This is a genomic window from Brevundimonas sp., assembly GCF_051858995.1.
Classification (GTDB): domain Bacteria; phylum Pseudomonadota; class Alphaproteobacteria; order Caulobacterales; family Caulobacteraceae; genus Brevundimonas.
The window spans coordinates 289,207-305,658 of sequence record NZ_JBHYGN010000001.1; the positions used below are offsets into that span (position 1 = coordinate 289,207).

At 69.2% G+C, this 16,452-nt stretch carries 15 protein-coding genes; 2 read left to right on the forward strand and 13 right to left on the reverse strand.

Annotated features, from left to right (window positions below; all coding sequences use genetic code 11):
* Positions 1 to 35 precede the first annotated feature (35 nt).
* From ACTIEF_RS01530 to ACTIEF_RS01575, 10 genes are all read right to left on the reverse strand, one after another.
* Complete coding sequence (locus ACTIEF_RS01530; RefSeq protein ID WP_439470420.1) at positions 36 to 515, reverse strand: Fur family transcriptional regulator; 480 nt, start codon at positions 513 to 515, stop codon at positions 36 to 38.
* Positions 516 to 544: 29 nt separating this feature from the next.
* Positions 545 to 970, reverse strand: coding sequence for a GNAT family N-acetyltransferase (locus tag ACTIEF_RS01535; RefSeq protein WP_439470421.1), 426 nt, complete (start codon positions 968 to 970; stop codon positions 545 to 547).
* A complete protein-coding gene (tsaB, locus tag ACTIEF_RS01540) occupies positions 967 to 1,641 on the reverse strand; it encodes a tRNA (adenosine(37)-N6)-threonylcarbamoyltransferase complex dimerization subunit type 1 TsaB (protein ID WP_439470422.1) in 675 nt (224 codons plus the stop codon). The genes ACTIEF_RS01535 and tsaB overlap by 4 nt, the downstream gene beginning before the upstream one ends.
* A 16-nt stretch (positions 1,642 to 1,657) precedes the next feature.
* A complete protein-coding gene (locus ACTIEF_RS01545; RefSeq protein WP_439470423.1) occupies positions 1,658 to 2,038 on the reverse strand; it encodes a helix-turn-helix domain-containing protein in 381 nt (126 codons plus the stop codon).
* A gap of 66 nt (positions 2,039 to 2,104) precedes the next feature.
* The gene (locus ACTIEF_RS01550) at positions 2,105 to 2,686 is read right to left on the reverse strand and encodes a helix-turn-helix transcriptional regulator (RefSeq protein ID WP_439470424.1); all 582 of its coding nucleotides are present in this window, start codon (positions 2,684 to 2,686) and stop codon (positions 2,105 to 2,107) included.
* 90 nt (positions 2,687 to 2,776) lie between these two features.
* Positions 2,777 to 3,334: a NifU family protein gene (locus ACTIEF_RS01555; protein ID WP_439470425.1), complete on the reverse strand. Its 558-nt coding sequence runs from the start codon at positions 3,332 to 3,334 to the stop codon at positions 2,777 to 2,779.
* A gap of 46 nt (positions 3,335 to 3,380) precedes the next feature.
* Positions 3,381 to 3,851: a universal stress protein gene (locus ACTIEF_RS01560; protein WP_439470426.1), complete on the reverse strand. Its 471-nt coding sequence runs from the start codon at positions 3,849 to 3,851 to the stop codon at positions 3,381 to 3,383.
* Between the two features lie 98 nt (positions 3,852 to 3,949).
* Positions 3,950 to 8,815, reverse strand: a complete 4,866-nt coding sequence (locus ACTIEF_RS01565) for an NAD-glutamate dehydrogenase (RefSeq protein WP_439470427.1) — start codon at positions 8,813 to 8,815, stop codon at positions 3,950 to 3,952.
* A 194-nt stretch (positions 8,816 to 9,009) separates the two neighbouring features.
* Positions 9,010 to 9,855 (reverse strand): outer membrane protein, encoded by an 846-nt coding sequence (locus ACTIEF_RS01570; RefSeq protein WP_439470428.1) that lies wholly within the window; start codon positions 9,853 to 9,855, stop codon positions 9,010 to 9,012.
* A 302-nt stretch (positions 9,856 to 10,157) separates the two neighbouring features.
* Complete coding sequence (locus ACTIEF_RS01575) at positions 10,158 to 11,300, reverse strand: AI-2E family transporter (protein WP_439470429.1); 1,143 nt, start codon at positions 11,298 to 11,300, stop codon at positions 10,158 to 10,160.
* A gap of 113 nt (positions 11,301 to 11,413) precedes the next feature.
* Between ACTIEF_RS01575 and ACTIEF_RS01580 the strand changes: the two genes are divergently transcribed.
* Entirely contained in the window at positions 11,414 to 12,988 is a 1,575-nt protein-coding gene (locus ACTIEF_RS01580) for a helicase HerA-like domain-containing protein (protein ID WP_439470430.1), read from the forward strand.
* 199 nt (positions 12,989 to 13,187) lie between these two features.
* Here ACTIEF_RS01580 and ACTIEF_RS01585 read toward each other — a convergent pair whose 3' ends face one another.
* Together ACTIEF_RS01585 and timA are read right to left on the reverse strand one after the other, a co-directional pair.
* Positions 13,188 to 14,330 carry an MltA domain-containing protein gene (locus ACTIEF_RS01585; RefSeq protein ID WP_439470431.1) on the reverse strand — a complete coding sequence of 381 codons (1,143 nt, stop codon included), beginning with the start codon at positions 14,328 to 14,330 and terminating at the stop codon, positions 13,188 to 13,190.
* 2 nt (positions 14,331 to 14,332) lie between these two features.
* Positions 14,333 to 14,968, reverse strand: a complete 636-nt coding sequence (gene timA / locus ACTIEF_RS01590) for a TIM44-related membrane protein TimA (protein WP_439470432.1) — start codon at positions 14,966 to 14,968, stop codon at positions 14,333 to 14,335.
* A 186-nt stretch (positions 14,969 to 15,154) separates the two neighbouring features.
* On the opposite strand from timA, the gene secB reads away from it, so the two are divergent.
* Positions 15,155 to 15,661 carry a protein-export chaperone SecB gene (gene secB, locus ACTIEF_RS01595; protein ID WP_439470433.1) on the forward strand — a complete coding sequence of 169 codons (507 nt, stop codon included), beginning with the start codon at positions 15,155 to 15,157 and terminating at the stop codon, positions 15,659 to 15,661.
* Positions 15,662 to 15,728: 67 nt separating this feature from the next.
* Here the strand turns inward: secB and dnaQ are convergent, their stop codons facing one another.
* On the reverse strand, positions 15,729 to 16,448 hold the full coding sequence (gene dnaQ, locus ACTIEF_RS01600) for a DNA polymerase III subunit epsilon (protein WP_439470434.1): 720 nt from the start codon (positions 16,446 to 16,448) through the stop codon (positions 15,729 to 15,731).
* Positions 16,449 to 16,452 lie beyond the last annotated feature (4 nt).

Consider the following 16,452-nt stretch of genomic DNA (forward strand, 5'->3'; position numbering starts at 1 on the left):
TTTTACCGCCCGGCGCGATTTCGCGCCATCCCGCCCTAGCCGATATCGGCAGGGTCCACGCGGTGGGCGTTGCGCGTGAAGATCAGGCCCTCGCGGTTCGACGGCTCGGCGCCCTCGATGGGGGTGCCGTAGAGCTCGAGCTTGTGGCCGATCAGCTTGAAGCCGAGGCGTTCGGCGATCTCCGTCTTCAGGCGCTCGATCTCGGCGTCGAAGAATTCGATGACCTCGCCCGACTTGGTGTCGATCAGGTGATCGTGGTGATCGTCGCCCGCCTCTTCATAGCGGCTGCGGCCATCACCGAAGTCGTGTTTCTCGACCACGCCGGCTTCCTCGAACAGGCGCACGGTGCGGTAGACGGTGGCGATGGAGATGTGCGGGTCGATGGCCGAGGCGCGGCGGTACAGCTCCTCGACATCCGGGTGGTCCGCGGCGGCGGAGAGCACCCGCGCGATCACGCGACGTTGCTCGGTCATGCGCATGCCGCGCTCGGCGCAGAGTTTTTCAATCCGGTCCATGGGACGTGAGAATAGGCGGCGTCGGCGGCCTAGGGAAGCCGCGCCGACAAGTTCAGAGTGAAAAGAAGAGCCGCGACACGCGAACCGTCCGGACGCGAATAATAGCCAGGGCGGCGACCGGTCTCGACGAAGCCCGCGCGGAGATAGAGCCGCCGCGCCGGGGCGTTGTCCTCGGCCACTTCCAGGAAGACCTGATCGGCTCCGCGCGCGCTGGCGCCGGCGGCGCCGTCGGCGACCAGCCGGGCCCCCTGCCCTCGCCCGCGCGCCTCGGGCCGGACCGCCAGGGTCAGGATCTCGGCCTCGTCGGCGATGGCGCGCATCAGGATGAAGCCGTCGGGGCTCTCGACCGCGAAGACGCCGAACTGGTCCAGCAGGCCAGCGAAGGCGGCGGCGGTCCAGGGCGCGTCAAAGGCCGTGGCGTGCAGGGCCGCCAGACGGTGCGCCTGATCGGTCATGCCGGAGCCTGAACGCGGGGCTGGCCCGGGAGGCGGCTGGGCGGGGTGGCGTCCGGAGCCCGCAGGTACAGCGGCTTGGGCGGCGAGGTCTCCGGATCCAGCCGGGCGGCCAGACGAGCGATGGCCTCGGGCGCGGGGCCGGGCAGATCGTGGGCGACCGCATGGGACGCGGTTTCGGCGAACAGGGCGGCGCCCGATCCGATCAGGGCCGCGCCGGGCGGCAGGGCCGCGATGCGCTCCGCCGCCTGTTCCAGCGACAGGGGCTCGGGCGGGCCATTCGCCACGCCGTCGCGCCAGAAGCGGGCGTAGACCTGACCCCGCCGCGCGTCGATCAGGGCGGCGACGTCACGCGCGTCCGCCGAGGCGGCCAGGGCGTCGAGGGTCGAGACACCGACCACCGGACGGCCCAGCGCCGCGCCCAGTCCCTGGGCGAAGGCCAGCCCGACCCGCAGGCCAGTGAAGGAGCCCGGTCCCACGGTCACGGCGATCCGGTCGATGGGGTCAAAGCCTCCGGCCTCGGCCACCGCGTCGCGCGCCAGTCCGCCCAGTCGCTCCGAATGGCCCTTGGTCATGGCCTCCGACCTCAGGCCGAGCATCCGCGTGGTCTCCCCGACCTCGAACACCCCGGCGGTGCACAGACCCAGCGCCGTATCGATGACCAGCACCCTCACGACGCGGCTCCCGCGGTCAGGGCTCGGGGGCCAGGGCCGCCACGACGCGCGCGACCGCCTGCCTCAGCCCCCGATCGGCGATGCGCGGAAAGGCGTTGGCCACGGTGCGGCCGTCGATGGTCGCGCCCAGCGCCCGCAGCGCATCCGCCTCGCCCGCCGCGACGCCCTCCACCGGCGGGAAGAAGGCCTCGACCGAGGCGCCCAGCACCACGGCCACCCGATGCAGCCGCGAGGCTGAGATGCGGTTCAGACCGGTCTCGTATTTCTGCACCTGCTGGAAGCTGACCCCGATCCGCTGCGCCAGCGCCGCCTGAGACAGGCCCAGCGCCGAGCGGCGCAGGCCGATGCGCGCCCCAACATAGGCGTCGATGTGATCCGGGGCGGCGGTGCGGGCCATGGCGCGTCTCCTGTTCGATACGGAACAGTTTCATCGACGCGCTCTGGTTGCAATCAAAAAGTTTCATTACTGATCCAGCCGGGCGATCACGGCGGAGACGGATCGCGTTTCAGCGCGAGGGATTCGCTCTTCGGCGGACAGGCCGCCGGGCCCGCCGCGCACCACCAACAGGTCGCCCTCGGCCCGCTCGTACAGGCGCACCAGACGGCGGCCGTCAGCCATGTCGATGACACAGCCCTGATCGCGGCGCGGCCAGCGACCGGGGGCGTACTCCAGCGTCACGCCCGAGGCGGCCCAGGGGGCCAGGTCGTCGCTGGACAGTTGCAGGCGCAGGGTCTCGGCGAAGGGCGCGTCGGCGAAGGCGCGGGCGCGGCTTTCGACGCCGGAGGCGATGGAGGGCTCGGAAGCAGGCGCCCCCAGATGCAGGGCCAGCGCCTCGGGGGTGGCGTCGACGGCGCCGGTCAGGCGGCGCTGGACGTCGGGGCGGAACAGGCCGGGGCGCTTGCCCGCCTCATAAAGGCCCCAGCCCTGGCTGGTCATGCCGACACGGGCGCCCGCCTCGGCCTGGCTCAGGCCACGCGCGCGGCGCAGGGCCGCGAGGGCCTCGCCGAGACGTCGGGCGTCGTGATCGCTTTCAAACCGGGGCATCGCAACAGCATGCCGAAGAGTGTCGCGTGTGACGAGAAGTAAAACTGTTTTGTCGCCTTGTAGGTAGCGACGAGGCCGAGAATGCCCGGTCTAGAGGACCTGCTCGACGCGGGTCACCTCGGGCACATAGTGCTTCATCATCTGCTCGACCCCGGACTTGAGAGTCGCCGAGGACGACGGACAGCCGGCGCAGGCGCCGCGCATGCGCAGGGACAGGACCCCGGTCTCCTCGTCAAAGGCGTCGAACAGGATGTCGCCGCCGTCCTGCGCCACGGCGGGACGGATGCGGCTGTCGAGCAGTTGCTTGATCTCGGCGACGATCTCGGTGTCCTCGCCGTCCGGATCGGCGCTGTTGAAGACGCCGCCGCGCATCAGGGGCGCGCCCGAGACGAAATGATCCATGATGGCCGCCAGGATGGGGGCCTTCATCTGGTTCCACTCCAGACCCTGGGCGTCGCGGGTGACCGAGACATAGTCGTAGCCGAAGAAGACCGAGGTCACGCCGTCGAGCGCGAACAGGGCCTCGGCCAGCGGCGAGGCGGCGGCCTCTTCCGCATTGACGAAGTCACGCGGGTCCTCGGACACATCCCGTCCCGGCAGGAACTTCAGGACGTTGGGGTTCGGCGTCGGTTCGGTCTGGATGAACATGGGGCGTAAGTGCGCCCTGAGGGGCCAGCGTTCAAGGGCGCTGGCGTCACGCCAGGTCCTCGACGTCCTTCTCGGTCAGTTCGCCGGGGACGATGGTGACCGGCAGCTTGCGGCCGGTGAAGGCGGCGCCCTGTTTGACCACGGCGGCGACCAGGGGGCCGGGGCCGCGACCGCCGCCGCCCGCCGCCAGCACCAGAATCTTGATGTCCGGATCTTCGCCGACGACCTTGCGGATGGCGGCCTGCGGCTCGCCACGCTCGATCAGCAGGATGGGGGTGGAGCCCGAACGCTCCGCCGCCTCTCCCGCCCACTTGTTCAGCGTGGCCTCGGCCTCGGCGCGGGTCTGGCGTTCGATCTCCTCGCGCACCCCGGCCCAGTGGGCGTCCGAGGCGGCGGGGGGAATGACGCGCAACAGGACGACATGCCCGCCCGTCGAGCGGGCCCGGCGCGACGCATAGCGCAGGGCGCCCTCGAACTCGGGGCTGTCGTCGACGACGACGAGAAACTTCCTGGGCATCGTTCGCCCTCCCTCAGCCCGACGACGCTAGCAGATCACCCGCCCAACCGCGAAACGCCCCCGGCAACCGGGAGCGTTCCGCGCTCGAGAAGCGCCCATCAGCGCGCTGACGAAGCGATCTCGCGGATCGACGCATTGGCGATGGTCAGCTTGGCGAAGGTCCAGCCCGAGCCCGAGGTCTCGATCTCGTCCACCGAGGCGCGGACGCCCTCGACGGTGGCCGAACGCGGCCCGATCCAGTCGTCGACGGCCTTCTCCGCCGCCGCCTCGCTGGCGCCGACCGAGACGTTCGAGGCCTTGGCCACGGCGCGGGTCAGAGCCATCTGCTCGCCCATCAGGTCCTCGATCATCCGACGCACGGCCAGACGGTCGAAATGATCCACGGACGGGACAGCGCCCGCCGCCGCGCGCAGGCGGTCGAAGTCGAAGGCCGCGCCGACCTGGTGGTAGAGCATGGCCATGGCCGGTTCCGGCCAGCCCGCTTCACGGGCCAGATCGCCGATGTCGGCGGTGGCGACCAGCGGACGCAGCATGGCGAAGTCGCGGGCCATCTCTTCCGAGGCGCCCAGGCCGATGAATTTCTGGACCCGGGCCTCCAGACGACCTTCCTCAAAGCGGCTGAGGACCGAACCCCCGGCGGCGCGCAGGGCGTCGGCGGCGGGACGGTAGGCGGCGATCAGGCCGTCCACGGTCGCGCCCTCGCGGGTCGCCCGACGGGCCAGCCAGAAGGTCTGGCGGCGCAGGACCGTCGAGATTTCCGTATAGAGCGCCGTCTGGGCGTCCGCCGGAATCTTGCCGTCGAGAGCCGAGACCGCATCCCAGGCCTCGTCAAGGCGGAAGATCTGGCGGGCCGCCTCGAAGGCGATGACCATGGCCCCGGTGTCGCACTGGGCCGACAGGCGCAGGCGTTCCGGGAAGGTCGCGCCGCACATGTTGACGATCTCATTCGACAGGATGGTCGAGATGATCTCGCGCTTCAGGCGGTGGCGCTGCATGTCGGCTTCGAATTTCGCCAGCGGACCGGGGAAGTAGCGGACCAGCGTCTGCTTGAAGAAGGCGTCGTCGGGCGCGCCCGAGGCGACGATCTCGTCGAACAGCTCCAGCTTGGAATAGGCGGTCAGGACGGCCAGTTCAGGACGGCTGAGCGGCAGGCCCGAGGCCTTCATCTCGGCCAGACGCAGGTCGTCCGGCAGACCCTCGACCTTGCGGTCCAGCTTCCCCTTCGAGCCCAGCCACTGCATGAAGCGCTGCTGGGAATCCAGGGCGGCGGCGCCCTCGGCCTGCTGCAGGGTCAGGGCCAGGGTCTGATCGTAGTTGTGGACCAGCACCTTCAGCCCGACTTCCTCGGTCATCGAGGCCAGCAGGGCGTTGCGGTCTTCCTGTTTCAACGCGCCCGAGGCGATGGCCGCCCCGGTCAGGATCTTGATGTTGACCTCATGGTCGGAGCTGTCCACGCCCGCCGAGTTGTCGATGGCGTCGGTGTTGATCCGGCCGCCGTTGCGGGCGAAGGCGATGCGACCGGCCTGGGTCAGGCCCAGGTTGGCGCCCTCGCCGATGACCTTGGCGCGGACCTCGGCGCCATCGACGCGGATGGCGTCATTAGCCTTGTCCCCGACCTGGGCGTCGGTCTCGTTCGGCGCCTTGATGTAGGTGCCGATGCCGCCGAAGTAGAGCAGCTCGGCCGGGGCCTTGAGGATGGCCTTCATAAGGGCCGCCGGATCGAGGGCGGTTTCCTGGATGTCCAGCGCGGCGCGGATTTCCGGGCTCAGCTCGATCGACTTGGCCGAGCGCGAGAAGACGCCGCCGCCCGCCGAAATCTTGGACGTGTCGTAGTCCTGCCAGGACGAGCGCGGCAGTTTGAACATCCGGTCGCGCTCGACCCACGAGGTCGCGGGATCAGGCGTCGGGTCGATGAAGATGTCGCGGTGGTCGAAGGCGGCGACCAGCTTGATGGCTTTCGACAGCAGCATGCCGTTGCCGAAGACGTCGCCCGACATGTCGCCGACGCCGACGACGGTGAAGGGCTCGGACTGGATGTCCTTGCCTTCCTCGCGGAAGTGCCGCTTCACGGCCTCCCAGGCGCCGCGGGCGGTGATGCCCATGACCTTGTGGTCGTAGCCGACCGAACCGCCGGAGGCGAAGGCGTCATCCAGCCAGAAGCCGTAGGAGGCCGAGACGCCGTTGGCGATGTCGGAGAAGGTCGCCGTGCCCTTGTCGGCGGCCACGACCAGATAGGGGTCGTCGCCTTCCCAGCGCACCACGGCGGCGGGCGGAACCACCGCGCCGTCCTTGGCGATGTTGTCGGTCACGTCGAGCAGACCGGACAGGAAGGTTTTGTACGAGCGGATGGCCTCGGCCTGCTGGGCGTCGCGGTCGCCCCCGGCGCGGACGATGCCCTGCAGGTATTTCGGGAAGAAGCCGCCCTTGGAGCCGACCGGCACGATGACGGCGTTCTTGACCTGCTGGGCCTTCACCAGACCCAGGACCTCAGTGCGGAAGTCGTCACGACGGTCCGACCAGCGCAGGCCGCCGCGGGCGACCGGGCCGAAGCGCAGGTGCACGCCCTCGACATACGGCGCCCAGACGAAGATCTCGCGGAACGGCTTGGGCAGGGGCAGGTCGACCAGTTCGCGCGAGGCGATCTTGATAGAGATGTAAGGCTTGGACTGACCGTCCGCGCCGACCTGATAATAGTTGGTCCGCTTGATCGCCTGGACCAGCAGCGACAGGCGACGCAGGGCCTTGTCGTGGTCGAGGCTCTTCACGTCCTGGAGCAGGTCGTTGATGTGGTTGACCAGATCGGTGACCGTCGCCTCGCGAGCCTTGGCGTCGCCGCCGGCGACCGGGCTGAATTTGGCGTCGAACAGGGCCAGGATGGCGCGGGCCACCGCGGGATAGTCGCGCAGCGCCTCTTCCTGAACCGCCTGCGACGGATCGAGGCCGGTCTGCTGGCGATAGCGGGCGAGGGTGCGGATCAGCGCCGCCTCTCGCCAATCGACGCCCAGCTCGAGCACCAGGCGGTTGAAGCCGTCGCTCTCGGTGCGGCCGTTCCAGACGGCGGCGAAGGCGGCCTCGAACGGGTCGCGCACGGTGTTGAAGTTCAGATCGCCGCCGCGCGGGTCTTCCATCAGGAATTCGTGGACGTGGATCTCCGGATCCCCGGCGGGCTTCAGGGCGTAGCCCCATTCCTCCAGCGTCTTCAGACCCATGTCCGCCAGGATCGGCAGGACGTCGGACAGCGGCACGGCCGAGCCCCGACGGTACAGCTTGAAGCGGAAGTTCAGCGGGCCGTCGCGCTCGGTGCGGAAGGCGCGCACGGCGACCGGTTCGCCGGTCCCGACCTTGCCCGAGGCGTTCAGGGTGTCAATGGCCTGGTAGTCGAGCACGGCCTCGCGGGCGTCATAGCGGTCGCGATAGGCGGCGCCGAAGGCGTCGGCCCAGCGGGCGCTGACCGGTCCGACCGAGACTTCCTCGACGTCGGCGGCGCGCAGGGCGCTTTCGAACCGGTCGATCCAGCTGCGGCCCGCTTCGGCGACCTCAGCGTCCAGCGCGGCCTGATCCGGACACGGATGATCACCCGGGGTCACGCCGATGATGTAGTGGATGCGGACCAGCGGCTGGTCCGACAGCTGGGGATACCAGGCCGAGATGCGGCCGCCCCAGGCGCGGGCCAGGATGGCGCCGATCCGTTCACGGACCGAGGCGTCGAAACGCTCGCGCGGGATGAAGGCCAGAACCGAGACAAAGCGGTCGAACGGGTCCTTGCGGGTGAAGGTCTTGATGCGCGGGCGGTCGTGCAGGTGCAGGATGCCCAGGGCGATCTCAAGCAGCTCGTCCTCGGTGATCTGGAAGAGCTCGTCGCGCGGATAGTTGTCGAGGATGTTCTTCAACCGCTTGTAGCTGTGCGTGCCCTCCAGCTTGCCCGCGCGCTCCAGCGCATTGGCCACCTTGCGGCGGATCAGCGGCACTTCCGACGCGGCCTTGTCATAGGCTTCGGCGGTGAACAGGCCGACGAAGCGGGTCTCGCCCGATGGACGGCCGTCGGCGCCGAAACGCTTCACCCCGATATAGTCCATGTAGGACCGGCGATGGACGCGCGAACGGGCGTTGGCCTTGGCCACCGTCACCGGATCGGACAGATCCAGCTGACGCTTCATCTGCTTGGTCAGGACCGCCGGCTCCGAAGCGCGGCGCAGCACGGTGCGTTCCGGATCAACCAGAACGCCGAGACCCTCGCCCGACTGGGACAGGGGGGCCTCGGCTTCATAGCCGCCGTCCTTGGCCCGCGGATAGTCGTAGTCGCGCGCGCCGAGGAAGACGAAATGGTCCGCCGCCAGCCAGCGCAGGAAGGCGAGGTTCTCGGCCAGGACCTCGGGATCGACGCCTGGAGGCGAGCTTTCCAGATGGGCGATCGACTGGCCGATCAGCTCATGCATGGCGCCGTGGGCGGTCACCGCCGCGCGGACGTCGGCCAGGGTCTGGGCCAGAGCCTCGCCGAGCGCGTCGCGGCGCTCCTGCGGCAGGGCGTCCAGCACCACGAGGATGACCGAGGTCCGACCCTGCGGCCCCTCGACGATGGGGTGGTACATGGACCGGACGGTGACGCCGGCCTCGGCCAGTTCACCCATGACGCTGTCGACGAGGAAGGGTTTGTCGTTCTGGACAATGGTCAGGACGTCATAACCGGTGCCGACGCCGCGCGCGCCGGTGTGCGGGCCGACGCTGATGCGGGCGGGATCGGCAGGATCGCGGTCAAGCACCGTCTTCCACACGGCGGCCAGCAGGGCGGCCAGATCGGCGCCGTCCAGTTCCGGGGTCTCGTCGGCGGCGTAGTCCTCGAGGACCTGGGCCAGATAGGCCTTCTCCGCCGCGCCCGGCGGATGACCGGCCGCGGCGGCATAGTTCGCCTCCAGCGCCTCCAGGGTGATCGCCTGAGGGACGGTGGGGGCGGTGGCGCCGGTCATGGACAGGTCTCGTATGGCGCGGCCCGATGGGCCGCCGGTTTCAGAAAGCAGACTAGGCCGCTGGCGCATAAGGGCAAGGGTCCGGTCTGCCCGGGGTCCTAGGCCAGCCCGGCGATGGCGGGAACCCCCAAAAACCCCGGCGCCGGTCCCGTTAGCGGTACCGGCGCCGATTATCAGCGATCAGTCAGAGCAGATCAGAAGCGGACGTTCATCCCGATCCGGACGGCGTGCAGCTCCATCTCGTCATTGCTGCGCATGATGTCCGTGCCCGTGGTGTTGGGCGCCAGGATGAAAGGGTTGGTCGCCGGGGTCGTGCCCGTGTTGCCAGCGCGAACGACGTAATCGCCCGGCGTCAGCGAGGTGTAGAGGTATTCTCCGGTCACCGAGAGGTTCGGGGCCAGACGCCATTCCAGACCGGCGCCGGCCTGCCAGCCGTCGGCCTTGTCGTCATCTTCCCGGACCACGAAGCTGTTGGCGGTGTTGGTGGTCTGGAAGCTGTTCTCGATCCCGGCATAGGCGGCGCCCCCGGTGATATAGACCAGGGCCGGACCGGCGGCGTAACCGAGGCGGGCGCGCAGGGCCGCCATGTCGTTCACCTGACGCTTGAAGACATAGCTGGCCGGGGTGCTGCTGAAGCCGGTGACGGTGTCGTCGACGTCCACGGCGCTCCATTCACCCACGACGCCCGCGACGAACGAGCCGAACTGCCAGTCATAGCCGGCGCGGATCGAGCCCTCGACGCCGGTGTTGTCGCCGTTACAGCCATCCGGGGCCTGATTGGTCGAGGCGCTGCCCGAGCAGAAGCCCGGGGCAAAGGCATTGGCGTTGGCGGGGGGCGCGGTGGTGACCGTCTCTCCGAACACGCCGTCCAGATTGCGGTCGAAGATCAGGGTCTCGTCTTCCTGTTCCTTGTTGTCGATCCCGCCCCCGTAGATGCCGATATAGGGGCCGCTCCAGTCAGGAGCCGACTGGGCGAGGGCCGGCGCGGCGACACCGGCCATGAGGAGGGACAGGGCGGTGGCGGAGAGAAGGGTTTTCATCGGCTGGTCTTTCAGGTTCGAAACTGTTCGGCCCCACCGACGGAGGGCTGAACGGTGCGGACGACCCGCTGTTCCGGGCGCGATTTCAGATCGCGGATGATCTGTGGCCGGAAAGTCGCGGCGGCCAAGTCCTTGTCCTGAAACGACAAGGCCGCCGAACTTGCGTTCGGCGGCCTGCTTCGGATCGGCGCCCAGGAGGGGGGAGGGTTGGCGCCGATCTCTTCAACCGCGGGCTTTGGGGGGAGGGGGCCCGCGGCGACAGGGGGGAGATAGGCGCCGGTTGTGGCCAATCAAGGGCGCCGTCAAGTCTTCGGCGTATCGGGCGTGTGGCGCGTTGACGCGGCCTTTGTCCGGCCTTTGGCCTTGGGCGCGGCCGTCTCCGCTTCGGCATAGGGTTCGCCGTCGCCGGACAGGAGGATGGCCATCCAGCGCGAGCCCTTGAACTCGGCCAGAATCGCCATGGCCATCACCGCCAGCGGGGTCGACAGGAACATGCCGACCACGCCCCAGACCTTGCCCCAGAAGGCCAGGGCCAGCAGCACCACCACCGGATCGATGTTCTGGTTGTCGCCCTGCATGCGCGGCTGGATGAAGTTGCCGCTTATGAACAGGATCGCCTGCAGCCCGCCCAGCAGGACAGCCGCCTGCCAGTAGCTCTCGAACTGGACCAGGGCGAACAGGGGCGGGACCAGACCCGCCACCGCGCCGCCCAGCACGGGGATGAAGCCGACGATGAAGATGACGAAGGTCCAGAACTCGGCGTTCTGGAGCCCGACGGCCCGCATCAGGATCCAGGCGGCGGCGCAGATCATCACCCCGGTGACGGTCTGGACCCACAGATAGCCCTCGACCCCGCCGCGCACGCGCTGGAACACCTCCAGCGCCTCGGCCCGGGACGTGCGGTCCGGGAACATGTTGACCAGCTTGCGCCGGAAGCCGTTCTGCGAGGCGAGCAGGAAGCCGAGGTAGATCATGACGAAGATCGACCCGGTCACCACGCCCTGGGCCTGGCCGGCGATGGTCATCAGATACCCCCGCACGTCGATCTGGGCGATCAGGTCGGTGGTGGTGGGCGGATTGGTGACGCCGACCAGGGCTGAGGCGTCGCGCAGGATTTGATCGAGGCGAGGGCCGATATTGGCCGAAACGCCCGAGGCGTCGCTGAAGAAGCCGTAGGCCCCATTCACGATGAAGGCGATGGAGGCGAAGAAGCCCACCACCACGACCAGAAGGGCCGCCACGCCCGCCAGATGGCCCGGCAGGTTCAGCCTATGCTCGATGGTCCGCTTCACCCCGTCGATCATGATCAGCAGGAAGATCGCCATGGCCAGCGGCGTCAGGATGTCGGCCATCCAGTAGACGGCGGCGCCCACCCCCACGACGGCGAGCGCCACCAGCGCATTGCGGGCCACGGCGGAGGTCGGAACGGCGATCGGCGGTTTCATGGGCATATGGTCAAGGTCTCGTCAGGCCGCGTCAATCATTCCTGTGAGCGGGCGCTCTTGAACAGCGGCGCTGACGGGTGGAGCATGAGCGCGCCCCCCACTGCGGAGTTCCCATGTCCGATACCGGCGTCTTCCTCGGTCAATCGCCCGACAAGCCCGAAATCCTGCTCTATGGCCGCGCCAACCGACACGGGGTGGTGGCGGGGGCCACCGGCACCGGCAAGACGGTGACCCTGCAGATCATGGCCCAGGGCTTCTCGGACGCGGGCGTCCCGGTCTTCTGCGCCGATGTGAAGGGCGACCTGAGCGGCATCTGCATGCCCGGCGCGCCGAACGAGAAACTGCTGGCCCGCGCCCAGTCGATGGGGCTGACGCTCGATCCCAAGGCCGCCCCGACCGTCTTCTGGGACCTGTACGGCCAGAAAGGACATCCGATCCGCACCACCGTCAGCGAGATCGGGCCGCTGCTGCTGGCCCGGATGCTGAACCTGAACGATGTGCAGGAGGGCGTGCTGTCGGTGGTGTTCCACGTCGCCGACAAGGAAGGCCTGCTGCTGCTCGACCTCGACGACCTGCGCGCCATGCTGGTCTATGTGGGCGAGAACGCCGAGCGGATCGGGCGCGAGGTGGGGAACGTCGCCCCGGCCAGCATCGCCGCCATCCAGCGCTCCCTTCTGCAGCTCGAGCAACAGGGCGGCGACGCCTTCTTTGGCGAACCAGCCCTGCGGCTGGAGGACATGCTGCGCACCGGTCTGGATGGCAGGGGGCAGGTCAATGTGCTGGACGCGACGAAGCTGATGAACAGCCCGCGCCTGTACGCCGCCTTCCTTCTGTGGCTGCTGTCCGAGCTGTTCGAGCAACTGCCCGAGGTCGGCGATCCGGAGAAGCCGCGTCTGGTCTTCTTCTTCGACGAGGCCCACCTGCTGTTCAACGACACCCCGCCCGCCCTGCGCGAGAAGGTCGAACAGGTGGTGCGCCTGATCCGCTCCAAGGGCGTCGGCGTCTATTTCGTCACCCAGAATCCGGCGGACATTCCCGACAGCGTGCTGGCCCAGCTGGGCAACCGCATCCAGCACGCCCTGCGCGCCTATACCCCGTCCGAGCGGAAGGGGCTGAAGGCCGCGTCGGAAAGCTTCCGGCCCAACCCCGCCTTCGACACCGCCGAATGCATCCAGGGTCTGGGCGTGGGCGAGGCCCTGGTCTCGACGCTCGACGAGAAGGGGGCGCCCAATATCGTGGGCCGCACCGCGATCCGCCCGCCGGCCTCGCGACTGGGGCCCGCGACCGACGCTGAACGGACGCAGGTCATGGCCGCCAGCCCCGTCCGAGGCCTGTACGACACGGTGGTGGACCGGGAGTCCGCCGAGGAAATCCTCGCCGCCCGCCGGGGCGAGGCCGATCAGGCCGCCGCTGACGCCAAACTGGCGGAGGCGAAAGCCAAGGCGGACGCCGCGGCGGCGAAGGACGCCGAGAAAGCCGCCGCCGCCCGTGAGAAGGAACAGGCGCGGATGCAGGCCCGCTACGAGCGCGAGGCCGCCCGGTCCCGGGCTCCGGCCCGCGCCCCGGCCCGTCGCTCGACACGGGAGACGCCGATTGAAGCAGCGACCAAGTCGGTGCTGCGCACGGCGGGGAGTACGCTCACGCGGGAGCTGCTGCGGGGTCTGCTGGGCGGGCTGAAGCGGCGGTGAGTTCTCTTTCCTCTCCCGATGGGAGAGGGCTTGAGCCTCCAAGAGCGTAGCGATTGGACAGGCGAAAGGATGAGGGTCGTTCGTCCGCATTCGGCGATGAGCCGCGTCGCTGTTCCGGGCGGCGGCTAAGGCCGAATGAAACAGCCGACCCGCATCCGACCGGGCTCCGCCCGGCCACCTTCTCCCATCGGGAGAAGGATTATCTGACCGGAACCAGCCGCCACATCCGCAAGGGGTGGCGGACGGCCCCCGCTTCCGCGCCCGCCGCATCGCCCCGGCCCATGTAGAGGTCGGCGCGGACGGGCCCACGAATGGCCGAACCGGTGTCCAAGGCCACGACCAGTCCCTGATAGCTGCCGCGCGCGCCCGCCAGATTGCCGCCGTCGGCGCTGATCCAGACCAGATCGCCATAGCGCCAGTGGGCCGGATCGACCGCGATGGCGCGGCGGGCTGGCAGGGGGACGCCTGCCGCTCCGGCGGGATCGCCGCCATCGTCCGGGTCCAGCCTGAAGAAGATGTAGCGCGGGTTCAGCGCCATCACCTCCCGCGCCTCCTCGCCGCGATGGGCGGCCAGCCAGGCGCGGATCGCGTCGCCCGAGGTGCCGTTGCGCGGCAGCAGGCCCTGATCGGCCATGGGCCGGGCGATGCCGACGAAGGTCTGGCCGTTGTCAGCGGCATAGGCGGCGCGCGCCTTGGCCCCATCCTCGAAGGTCAGGTAGCCCGACCCCTGGATCTGCATAAAGAACAGGTCCTCGGCCCGCATCCAGGCGAGGGTCTCGGTCGGCGGCGCGGCCTCGATCTCGGCGCGGGGCGGCAGGGTCTGGCCTCGCCGCCAGCCCGCGGGGGCGGCCAGAACCGGCATGTCGAAATCGGCCGTCTGCGTCCGACTGGCCGGATATTCGGGCGCGAAATAGGAGGTCAGCAGGCCCGGTCCGCCGTCGGCGGTCTCGGCGGCCACGACGGTGAAGCCGGTCTCGAAGAAGGCCCGGGCCATGGACGGGGTCACCGGACGCGAGGTCATGCGGATCTGCAGGGCCCGGTCGCACTGGGTGCGGGCGGCGGCGTCGCGCGAGATACGGCAGCCATCGGCCCAGGCGTTGAAGGCGGCCAGATGATCCTCGTCGTCCCAGCCGGGCAGGGTCGAGGGATTCACGCCGCGCGGCGGCTCTGGCCGGGGCTCCGGCGGGCGGGGTTCTAGAGGACGCGGCGCCGGTTCGGACGGGCCGGGAACCGGTCGGGGCGTGGGCGAGACCGGCGGCCGGGTGGCGCAGGCCGCCAACAGGGCCAGCAGCAGCGCGGCCGCTGCGCTTCCGATCCGCCCGGCGGCGCGGCCGCGGACCATGATCAGGCCGCGGCGGCTTCGGTGCGGGCCAGGACCCAGTTGGGATCGCTGGCGCCCAGGGTACGTTCGAAGGTCCAGACCTCGGCGACGCGACGTTCATCGACTTCTTCCTCAGCCGCCGGATCGGCGGCCTTGGTGCGGTGGCGCAGTTCGGCCAGGAAGCGGACCTTGGCGATGGCGCGGTTCTCTTCCGCCGTCGCCAGCTCCAGATCGGCGCGGGCCGGATGGACGAATTCGACCGTCTGGGTTTCGCCGCGGGCCTCGCGGGCGGCGATCCCGGCGTCGAACGAGGCCATGACCTTGGCGGTCAGCAGCGGCTTGAGCGTGTCGCGGTCACCGGCGGCGTAGGCGCGGACGATGGTCTCGTGGGCCTGACGGGCGCCTTCCAGGAAGCGAACTGGATCAAAGGCCGGATCACGCGCCTTCAGACCGGCGATGGAGGCCAGGGTCACGGCGTCCAGCACGTTCGGACGATTGGCGCCGGCCTCGCCCTGCGCCGGGGTGGCGACGGGAGGCTGGGCCCGGGCGTCTTCCTCGGGCTGGCGACCGACCTTCTTGCCCAGCACATTGTAGAGCTGGAACAGGACAAAGGCCGCAATGACGGCGAAGATGACGATCTGGACCGAAACCGGGGGCACGGGACATCCTTGACTGGCGTCGGGAGGAACGACGCGGAATACGACGATTAGGGGCTGATATAAGGCCGCGCAAGGCGAAGCGCCGCCCCCGTTGGGCGAGCGTCGTTGCCGCAGGGGGCCGCGCATGGTAGTCGCCCCGCCTTCCGGGCGCATGCCCGACCCACATTCCAGACAGAACTTCCACCCATGACCGACGCCGCTCCGCCCGCCGACGCCAACCCCGCCGCGATCGACGGCCAGCCGCAGGGCCCGGGTTTCCGGATCGTCGCCCAGTATGTGAAGGACCTGTCGTTCGAGAACCCCAAGGCGCCGGACAGCCTGCGCCTCGACGGCAAGCCCTCGATCGACATGGGCGTCGAGATGAACGCCGCCGGTCGTCAGGACGGCCTGTTCGAGGTTGAACTGCGCCTGTCGATCAAGGCCTCGACCGAGAGCCTGGCCGTGTTCCACGTCGAGCTGGTCTACGGCGGCCTGTTCGCCCTGGCCGGCGTGTCGGAGCAGGACATCGAGCCCATGCTGCTGATCGAATGCCCGCGCTACCTGTTCCCGTTCGCCCGGGAGATCATCGCCCGCGCGACCTCGGACGGTGGCTTCTATCCGCCCTTCATGCTGGACCCGATCGACTTCGCGACCATCTACATGTCGCGCCAGGCCCAGATCGCCCGCGGCCCGGCCGACACCGGCCAGGCGTAAGACACCCTGTCTCCCCCGATGACGGAGCCCGCTTCGTCGCGCGTTAGGACAAAAGAAAAGGCGTCCGTCAGGCGGCGGGCGCCTTTTCCAATTCCAGGCCGTACCCTTCCCAGAGGGTGTGGTCCTTCAGCGTCGCCAGCAGGAAGGCGGCGTGGGCGGCGCGCTCAGCCTCGGTCGAGCGAGGCGCGAGGGGATGCGGGCGCGCGCCATAGGCGGTGGCGATGACCGGGCCGGCCGCGGCGGTCACCTTGGCCGATGACAGATCCAGCCGCCGTTCCTTGCCGCCGCGCAGCTCCAGATACACTTCGGCAAGCAGACGGGCGTCGATCAGGGCGCCGTGGAAGGTCCGGTCGGCCAGGCTGACCTTGAAGCGTTTGCACAGGGCGTCCAGCGAGTTGGGCATGCCCGGAAACTTCTTCTGGGCCAGTTGCAGGGTGTCGATCCAGCGATCCGCCGGGATCAGAGGATGGGCGATCCGCGCATATTCGAAGTCGATGAAGTTCCGGTCGAACTGGGCGTTATGGGCGATCACCGGCGCGTCGCCGATGAAATCCGACAGCTCCTGGACGATCTCCGCGAATTTCGGCGCGTCCTTGACCTTGTCGTCGGTGATGCCGTGCACCCGGATGGCGTCCGGCGGGATCAGCCGCTCGGGATTCACCAGCGTATGATAAGTCCGCCCGGTCGGCAGCAGGTCCATGATCTCGATACAGCCGACCTCGATCAGCCGATCTCCGGTCTTCGGGTCAAAGCCGGTGGTTTCCGTATCCAGAACGATCTCGCGCATGGCC